We start from the raw sequence: 7160 nt of genomic DNA, 5'->3' as shown, positions 1-7160 counted from the left end.
CGGCGGGCCTGGTCGGTGGTGCGGGGGCCGCGGTCGCGCGGCGAGCGGGCAGGGGTGGTCACGGATTCTCCGTCCGTCGGTCTACAGCCCGGGCTGCGGGCTGGAGTCGGCCGTCGGATGCATGGAGTGCGCCGCCCCGGCCGTACGGCGGCATGAGCGGGGGCCCGCACCGTGCGGTGCGGGCCCCCGCTTCGCGATGATCGCGAGTCAGCGTGGAGGCTGACGTCAGCCGATGATCTGGATGTTCTCGGCCTGCGGGCCCTTCTGGCCCTGGGTGACGTCGAACTCGACCTTCTGGCCCTCGAACAGCTCACGGAAGCCCTGGGCAACGATGTTCGAGTAGTGGGCGAACACGTCGGCGCCGCCACCATCCTGCTCGATGAAGCCGAAGCCCTTCTCGCTGTTGAACCACTTCACGGTGCCGGTAGCCATAACCGTCTCCTCTAAATCCTGGGGGCATCAGGGATCCACACCTCGTGGATCCCCGTGGTAGCCGCGATCCCCATCCGGAGACTGAAACACCGGACAAAACAAATGCGCCTGTCGGTTGGTACCAGCAGGCGCACACCACGTTCATGGGAACCAAAACTGCAACTGCTTCGACTGTAGCACGGTGGCACGGGGGTTGACCGGGGATTTTCCCGCCCAGGAGATCACGTTTGGTGGCCTCGGAAACGGGGCAGCGGCGCCCCGCCGTAGCGGGGCGCCGCCTGTTCGTACCGACCCGGTCAGGGCCGGGTCAGGGCACCGTTCACACCGACCCGGTCGGCTCAGCGCCGGCCGGCCGGCTCCGGCATCCCGTGGGCGCCGGCCACCGGGGCCGGGCCCTCGCCGTGGCCGTGGCCGTGGCCGTGGCCCGGGGCGTCCGCGTGGCCGGGCCACCAGGCGCGGTGGCCGAGCAGCGCGGTGAGCGCCGGGGTGAAGAACATCGCCATCACGAAGGCCGCGATGAGGATGCCGATGGCGATCGAGAAGCCCATCTCGCTCATCATCGTGTTGCCGGCCAGCAGCATGGTGGCAAAGGTCGCGGCCAGGATGAACCCGGCGGCGGCCACCGTCGGGCCGGCGTGCCGGATCGCCTGGCTCGCCGCCTCGCGGGGGCTGCGGCCCTCCTGGGCCTCCTCGCGCAGTCGGGCGATCATCAGGATGTTGTAGTCGGTGCCGAGCGCGACCACGAACAGGTAGATCAGGATCGGCAGCATGAACATCAGGCCCTGCTCGCCCTTGATGTTCTGGAACAGCAGGGTGGTGGCGCCGAGGGTGGCGCCGAAGCCGAGGCCGACCGAGGCCATCAGGTACCAGGGGGCGACCACGCTGCGCAGCAGCAGTCCGAGGATCACCATGATCAGGACGGCGGCTATCGGGAAGACCAGGCTGTAGTCGTGGGCCATCGCCGTGTTGATGTCCTTGTACACGGAGGTGGTGCCGGCGACGTAGGCCTTGGTGCCGGCGGGCGCGTGGTCGTGGGCGACCTTGCGGACCTCGCCGATGGTGTCGATGGCCTTGTTGCTGGCCGCCTCGTCCTTGAGGACGACGGTGATGTCGGCGGTGAGCCCGTCCTTGCTGACCCCGTGCTCCGGGTCCGGCAGGGCCGCGCTGGAGACGCCGTCGACCTTGCCCAGGTCCGCCACGTAGCCCTTGAGGCCGGCGACGTCGATCTTGTTGCCGTTCTGGCTGGTCAGGTAGATGTGCGCGGGGTCGGCGGCACCGGCCGAGTAGGCCTTGATCATGGTGTCCTGGACGACCATCGACTCCTTGGTCTTCGGCATCGAGCTGCCGGCCATGTCGAAGGTGCCCTGGTAGCCGAGCGCGGCGACCGCGAGGCCGGCCATCACCAGGCCGGAGAGCAGGGCGGCGGCGCCCGGGCGGCGGCCGACGCTGCGGCCCATCGCGGCGAAGCGGGCGTTGGACGGCTCGCGCTGCCAGGCCTTGGAGGGCCAGAACAGGACCTTCTCGGGGATCAGGCAGAGGATCGCGGGCACCAGGGTGACCGAGGCGATCGCCGTGACGGCCACCGCGATGGCCAGCGACGGGCCGAGCGCCTTGAACATGCCGAGGCTGGACAGGACGAGCACGGCGAAGGCGACCACGACGGCACCGGCGGCGGAGGCGATCGCCTCGCCGACCCGGCCGACGGCGTTGGCGACGGCCTGCTTGCGGTCGTCACCGGCCCGCAGCCGCTCGCGGTAGCGGAACATCAGGAACAGGAAGTAGTCGGTACCGACGCCGTAGAGCACGACGGTGAGGATCTGTTCCATCGAGTTGTCGGCCTTGAGCCCGAACAGCTTGCTGGCGTCCGCGATCAGACCGTTGGCGACCATCGAGTAGATGATCACCGAGAGGATCGGCAGCAGCGCGATGATCGGGCTGCGGAAGATGATCCCGAGCGTGAGCAGGATGATCACGACCGTGCCGAGGCCGATGAGCATGCCGGCCGTCTTGCCGGCGTCCTTCTGGTCCAGGTTCATCGCGGCCGGGCCGCCGACCTGGAACTTCAGGGTGCTGCCGGAGGCGAGCGCGGTGCCCTCGTCGCGGAGCTTCTTCGCGGCGTCGGTGAACTCGTCCGACTGCATCTTGGTCTTGTCGATGGAGACCATCGACATCGCGTACTTGTGGTCCTGGGAGTAGGACGCCGGAGAGACCGGGACGACCAGCTCGACCAGCGGGATCTTCTTGTCGGCCAGCCCCTGGGTGACCTTGGTCATGGTCGCCGCGTCGCCCTCGTCCAGCTTGCCGCCGTCGGTGCGCTCGAAGAGCAGCAGCGCGGAGGGCGAGATGTTGGACGGGAAGGCCTTCTGCTGGAGCTCGGCGGCCTGGATGGACTCGTAGTGCTTGGGCAGGAAGGCGGCCTCGTCGGTGTTCGCCTTCAGCGGCGGGGCGGTCGCGACGATCGCGACCGCGGCGATCAGCCATGCGCCGATCACCCACCAGGGGCGGCGAACGACGAATTGTCCTAGTCGGTGGAACATGCTCGTGTGCCTCCTGGGCATGGTTCACCGCAGCCCTTGGGGGACGGGACGCTGGGCGACGGCAGGACCGGCGCGGGGAGTGCCGAGGGCACTCCCTTGCCGGTCGGCAGGGAAGTAGGTTTGGGGCATCATCCTACGAGTACTTGCTTGCCGCCCGGCAAGGAGCCCCCGTGTGCTTCAACCCCCGTCGGGCCGCCCGAAGCGGCCCCGGCCCAGTCTCTCCCGGACGCACCCCTCCTGACCTCGTGCTCCGGGTGGAGTCATCTCCCCCTCAGGGTGGAGGAGCATCCCCTACCCCCCAGGAGGAGATCTCGGGGTCGGAGGGTAGGGAAAACCCCACCCGGGCCCCGAAGGAAGCACCAGGAAACGGCCACCCGCCAGCCGGATTACCCGTCAGGACCGGCTTCCCTACTGTCGATCGGGACGCCGGAGCGCAGCCGGCGCACCCCAGACCGGCGGTCCCCCGACCCAGGGCCCCCGCCGCTCCCGTCCGGCGACGACCGCCGCTCTCCCAGGGGGGAAACCACCGTGAAGCCCGTGAAGTCCAGACTCGGCCTGGCGGCCGCGATGGGCGCCTGGAGCGCCCGGCACCGCAAGACCGCCGTGTTCGGCTGGCTGCTCTTCGTCGTCCTGGCCGCCGCGCTCGGCTCCGCCCACGGCAGCGTCAAGATCACCGACGCCGAGTCGGTCCCCGGGCAGGTCTCCCGGGCCGCGCGGATCCTCGACGAGGCCGGGCTGAAGAGCCCGGCCGGCGAGACCGTCCTGGTCCAGAGCGCCACCCGCACCGCCGACGACCCGGAGTTCCGCACCGCCGTCGGCCAGGTGGTCGCCGCCGTGAACGGCACCGGCCGGGCCGCCGAGGTCCGCTCGCCGTACGACACCAAGGCGGTCTCCGCCGACGGCCACTCCGCGCTCGTGACGCTGACCCTCAAGGGCGACCGCACCGAGGCCGCCGACCAGGTCCAGCCGGTGCTGGACGCGGTGGCCGGTGTGCAGAGGCAGCACCCGGACCTCACCGTCGTCCAGCTCGGCGACGCCAGCTCCGGCAAGTGGATGCGGGACCAGGTCGGGAACGACTTCGCCCGCGCCGAGTGGACGGCCGTGCCGCTCGCCCTCGGCATCCTGCTGGTCGCCTTCGGCGCGCTGGTCGCCGCCGTGCTGCCGGTGGTGCTCGCGCTCACCGCCTTCGTCGCGGCCGCCGGACTGGTCGCGCTCGGCAGCGGCTTCCTGCACACCAGCGGCGACGCCTCCTCGGTGATGCTGCTGGTCGGCCTCGCCGTCGGCGTCGACTACTGCCTCTTCTACCTGCGCCGCGAACGCGAGGAGCGGGCCGCCGGGCGCGACGCCGCCACCGCGCTGGCCGTGGCCGCCGCCACCAGCGGCCGGGCGGTGCTGGTCTCCGGCGTCACCGTGGTGGTCGCCATGGCCGGGATGTTCCTCACCGGGATCGCCACCTTCAAGGCGATGGCCTTCGCCACCATCCTGGTCGTGATCACCGCCGTGCTCGGCTCGCTCACCGTGCTGCCCGCGCTGCTGTCGATGCTCGGCGACCGGGTCGAGAAGGGCCGGGTGCCGTTCCTTGCCAAGCTGCGCCGCCCGGACGCCGCACGGACCGGCGGACGCTTCTGGAACGCGGTGCTGACCCCGGTGCTGCGCCGCCCGCTGGCCGCCACCCTGCTCGCCGGCGCCTTCCTGCTGGCCCTGGCCGTGCCGCTGCTCACCATGCACACCGCCAAGCTGACCTTCCAGCAGCAGCTGCCCGCGGGCAACGCCCTGGTCGCCGCCTCGCAGAAGATCGAGGCCGCCTTCCCCGGCAGCCCCGCCCCCGCCACCGTCGTGATCAAGGCCGCCGACATCGACTCCCCCGCGATGACCGCCGCGATCGCCGACCTCAAGGCGAAGGCCCTGGCGAGCGGGCGGATGCACGGACCGGTGGAGGTCACGGTGCACGCCGACAGGAACGTCGCCACCGTCGACATCCCGCTCAACGGCACCGGCAACGACGCCACCAGCAACGACGCCCTGCGGACCCTGCGCGAGGAGCTGGTGCCCGCCACCGTCCTCTCGGTGCCCGGCACCGAGGCCCCGGTCACCGGCGACACCGCCGGGTCGTACGACTTCAACCGGAAGATGGGCGACTCGATGCCGCTGGTCTTCGGCTTCGTGGTCGTCCTCGCCTTCCTGCTGATGCTCACCACCTTCCGCTCCCCGGTCGTCGCGGCCACCGCCGTGGTGCTCAACCTGCTCTCGGTCGGCGCCGCGTACGGGGTGCTGACGCTGGTCTTCCAGCACGGCGTGGGCGCCTCGCTGCTGGGCACCGCCGGGGTCGGCGCGGTGGAGTCCTGGGTGCCGTTGTTCCTCTTCGTGATCCTCTTCGGGCTCTCGATGGACTACCACGTGTTCGTGGTCTCCCGGATCAAGGAGGGCCACGACCGCGGCCTGCCGACCCGGGCCGCGATCGCCGACGGCATCCGCTCCACGGCCGGGGTGGTCACCAGCGCCGCGGTGATCATGGTGGCGGTGTTCTCGGTCTTCGGCTCGCTGTCCATGCAGGTGATGAAGCAGATGGGCGTCGGCCTCGCGGTCGCGGTGCTGATCGACGCCACGGTGATCCGCGGGGTGCTGCTGCCCTCGGTGATGACCCTGCTGGGCGACCGCAACTGGTACCTGCCGCGCTGGCTGAACTGGCTGCCGGACCTCTCCCACGGCGAGCCCGTCCCGCCGGCCGGCGCCGACCGGGGCCTGCCCGCCCAACCCGTCGGGCCGACGGAGGGGGCCCGCCACCGCCGGGCCGGGGTCTGAGCCCCCGCCACCGGCCCCCGGCCTCCCCGACCCGTCCGACCTGTCCGGCTTGTCCCACCCGCCCGACGCGTCCGGTGCCGGGCCCCGCAGCGCGCGGGGCCCGGCGTCCGTGCGTCATGATGATCACCGTCCGGGGTCCCCCGGATGAACGTCGGCGGAATGGGAACCCCAGTCATGATCCCCTTCGACGAGGGCCGCGCCCGGCTGCTCCTCGCCCAGGCCTGCGAGTCGGCCGGGCTGGCCGCCCCCGACGGGGCCACACTGCTCGCGCTCGGCGAGAACGCCGTCTTCGACCTCGGCGACCCGGCCGTGGTCGCCAAGGTCGGCCGCGGTCCCGAGCTGTACGACCGGGCGCACCGGGAGCTGGCGCTCGCCCACTGGCTGGCCGGCCAGGACGTGCCGGTGGTCCGCCCGTACGACGCGGTGGCGCCCGAGCCGCAGCTGGCCGACGGCCACCCCGTCACCTTCTGGCACCGGCTCGCGCCCGCCGTCCGGCCCGCCCGCCCGGTCGACCTCGCCCCGCTGCTGCGCGCCCTGCACCAGCTGCCACCGCCGCCCTTCACGCTCGGCCGGCGCGACCTGCTGGCCCCGGTCGAGCGCTGGCTGGCCTCCGCCGAGGGTCACGTCGACCCGGCGGACGTCGCCTTCCTGCGCCACCGCCGCGACGCCTTCGAGGCCGCCCTGCCCGACCTCGTCCCGCGGCTGCACCCCGGGGTGATCCACGGCGACGCGCTGCCGCGCAACATCCACGTCGGCCCGGACGGGCCGGTGCTGCTCGACCTGGAGTTCATGGCGAACGACCTGCGCGAGCACGACCTGGTGGTCCTCGCGCTCAGCCAGGACCGGTACGGCGTGCCCGCCGAGGAGTACCGCGCGTTCACCGAGGCGTACGGCTGGGACGTGCGCGAGTGGCCGGGCTTCACGGTGCTGCGCGGCGCCCGGGAGACGGCCAGCGCCTCCTGGGTGGCGCAGCAGGCGGCCAGCAACCCGGCCGCGCTGAAGGAGTTCCGGCGCCGGGTCGACTCGCTGCGGGACGGGGCCACCGAGGTGCGCTGGTACCCGTTCTGACGGGCGCCTCCGGTACCCGCGGCGGCGCGGGGCCGCCACCGGGGCGAGTGTGAGAAGACTCTTACGGCGGTTCGGTCCGGTCGGCAACCGGTGCACGTACGATCGGCGTCCTATCGGACAGTCATCCTGACCCGAGAGATCGGCACCGTACTCGCACCTCAGGAGCCGCCGCCATGCACCGGACCGCCCGCCGCCCCTCCGCCCCGAACCGACTGTCCCGATCCCGGCGCCGGCTGCTCGCGGGCTGTGCCGCGGTGGCCGCCGCCCTGGGGCTGGCCGCGTGCGGGACCGCCAGCGGGGCGCTCCAGCCGCCGAGCGCGG

General features: G+C 72.2%; 4 protein-coding genes. 2 read left to right on the top strand and 2 right to left on the bottom strand.

What is annotated here, in order from left to right:
* Window positions 1-225: 225 nt before the first annotated feature.
* Together AE652_RS30905 and AE652_RS30900 are read right to left on the bottom strand one after the other, a co-directional pair.
* Window positions 226-432 (bottom strand): cold-shock protein, encoded by a 207-nt coding sequence (locus AE652_RS30905; RefSeq protein ID WP_049657493.1) that lies wholly within the window; start codon window positions 430-432, stop codon window positions 226-228.
* A 338-nt stretch (window positions 433-770) separates the two neighbouring features.
* Window positions 771-2969, bottom strand: coding sequence for an MMPL family transporter (locus AE652_RS30900; RefSeq protein ID WP_049657492.1), 2199 nt, complete (start codon window positions 2967-2969; stop codon window positions 771-773).
* Window positions 2970-3536: 567 nt separating this feature from the next.
* Here AE652_RS30900 and AE652_RS30895 point away from each other — a divergent pair.
* Window positions 3537-5771, top strand: coding sequence for an MMPL family transporter (locus AE652_RS30895; protein ID WP_107086578.1), 2235 nt, complete (start codon window positions 3537-3539; stop codon window positions 5769-5771).
* Between the two features lie 159 nt (window positions 5772-5930).
* Window positions 5931-6839, top strand: a complete 909-nt coding sequence (locus tag AE652_RS30890) for a phosphotransferase enzyme family protein (RefSeq protein ID WP_234348599.1) — start codon at window positions 5931-5933, stop codon at window positions 6837-6839.
* Window positions 6840-7160 lie beyond the last annotated feature (321 nt).

Source organism: Kitasatospora sp. MY 5-36, from assembly GCF_001182915.1.
GTDB lineage: Bacteria > Actinomycetota > Actinomycetes > Streptomycetales > Streptomycetaceae > Kitasatospora.
The sequence above is the reverse complement of the archived record's forward strand: the minus strand, read 5'-3'. Positions and strand labels throughout refer to the sequence as shown.

Excerpts from the sequence above, each read along its gene's own strand:
- AE652_RS30905 (WP_049657493.1), bottom strand. The coding sequence starts at position 432 with ATGGCTACCGGCACCGTGAAGTGGTTCAACAGCGAGAAGGGCTTCGGC.
- AE652_RS30900 (WP_049657492.1), bottom strand. The coding sequence starts at position 2,969 with ATGTTCCACCGACTAGGACAATTCGTCGTTCGCCGCCCCTGGTGGGTG.
- AE652_RS30895 (WP_107086578.1), top strand. The coding sequence starts at position 3,537 with ATGGGCGCCTGGAGCGCCCGGCACCGCAAGACCGCCGTGTTCGGCTGG.
- AE652_RS30890 (WP_234348599.1), top strand. The coding sequence starts at position 5,931 with ATGGGAACCCCAGTCATGATCCCCTTCGACGAGGGCCGCGCCCGGCTG.